At 66.3% G+C, this 1,433-nt stretch carries 2 protein-coding genes; both read right to left on the bottom strand.

Annotation, left to right across the window (positions count from 1 at the left end):
- Positions 1 to 962, bottom strand: a 962-nt coding sequence (locus AC1AX7_RS09385) for a carbohydrate ABC transporter permease (RefSeq protein ID WP_476509818.1), incomplete at its 3' end; no start/stop codon positions are given.
- A gap of 29 nt (positions 963 to 991) precedes the next feature.
- The coding region (locus tag AC1AX7_RS09380; protein WP_476509817.1) for a carbohydrate ABC transporter permease at positions 992 to 1,433 on the bottom strand (442 nt) is incomplete at its 5' end.

Here is a 1,433-nt window from a genome sequence, read left to right as displayed (position 1 = left end):
TCCTTGACTGCGCCTGCGGCCAGGCCGGACTGCCAATACCGCTGCAACAACAGGAACGCGACCACCAACGGAACGATCGTGACCAGGGAACCCGTGACCACCAGGTTCTGGATCGCCTGCCCGCCCGCCGTGGACGCCTGGTCCTTCCACTGGTTCAGACCGATCGTCAACGGATACCAGTCCGCGTCCTTCAACATGATCAACGGCAGGAAGTAATTGTTCCACGTCGCCACGATCGTGAACAGGGCCGTCGTCACGATCCCCGGCGCCAACAGGGGCAGGCCGACCGCCCGGAACGTGCGCCACTCGCCCGCCCCGTCCACGCGCGCGGCCTCCAACAGCTCGGCCGGCACGGCCTGCTCCGAGAAGATCCACATCAGGTACAGGCCGAACGGGCTGATCAGGCTCGGCACGATCATCGCCCACGGCGTGTTCGTCAGCCCCAACCGGGCGAACAGGAGGAACTGCGGGACCGCCAGGGCGATGCCCGGCACCGAGATCGACCCGATGATCACCGCGAACACGACCCTGCGGCCCGGGAACCGGAACTTCGCCAGCGCGTAGCCGCCCATGACCGCCAGCAGGGTCGCGCCGCCCGCGCCCACGACCACGTACAGGAGCGTGTTCGCCAGCCAGCGGCCGAAGATCCCGTCCTGGTACGTGAACACCGTCACGAGGTTGTCCCACAACGCGAACTCACGGCCGAAGCCCAGGCCGAACGTGGACGTGAAGTCCGCCTGCGTCTTCGTCGCGTTGATGACCAGGTACACGAACGGGAACAGGCAGTACACCGCGAACACCGAGCACAGCACGGTCATCAGCGTGCTGCGCCTGGGGTTCGCGACGTTCGCGAACCCGCTCTTCGCGGCGCGCCTGCGCTCCGCGGCCTCGTCGCGCGCGACGCGCCTCCGCCGTTCCCTCTCGGCCCGCCTCGCGGCCCTCTCCATCGCCCTCAGGCCCATGCCGGCGCCCCCCGACTTCGTCGTCGCGCTCACTTCATCTGCTCCTTCATGCTGTTGAGCTGCACCGCGTACGCGATGGCCATCGTGATCACGGCCATCACGATCGCCATCGCGGCCGCGTAGTTCGACTGGTTGCCCGAGAAGCTCAGGTTGTACGCGTACATGTTCGGCGTGTAGTACGTCGTGACCGCGTTGCCCGGGACCATGTTCTGCAGGATGCTCGGCTCGTTGAACAGCTGGAACGAGCCGATGATCGAGAAGATCACCGTGATCGCCAGCGACCCCTTAAGCTCGGGCAGCTTGATCGACCTGACGATCCGCCACTCGCCCGCGCCGTCGATCGACGCGGCCTCGTACAGGGAACGCGGGATCGTGGACAGCGAGCTGTAGAAGATCAGCATGTTGTAGCCCACGAACTCCCACGTCACGATGTTGCCGATCGACGCGAGCAGCACGTCCGGGGCGAGCACG

The organism is Bifidobacterium sp. LH_449 (assembly GCF_056356755.1).
Note: the sequence above shows the minus strand (reverse complement) of the source record. Positions and strands in the feature narration are given on the sequence as shown.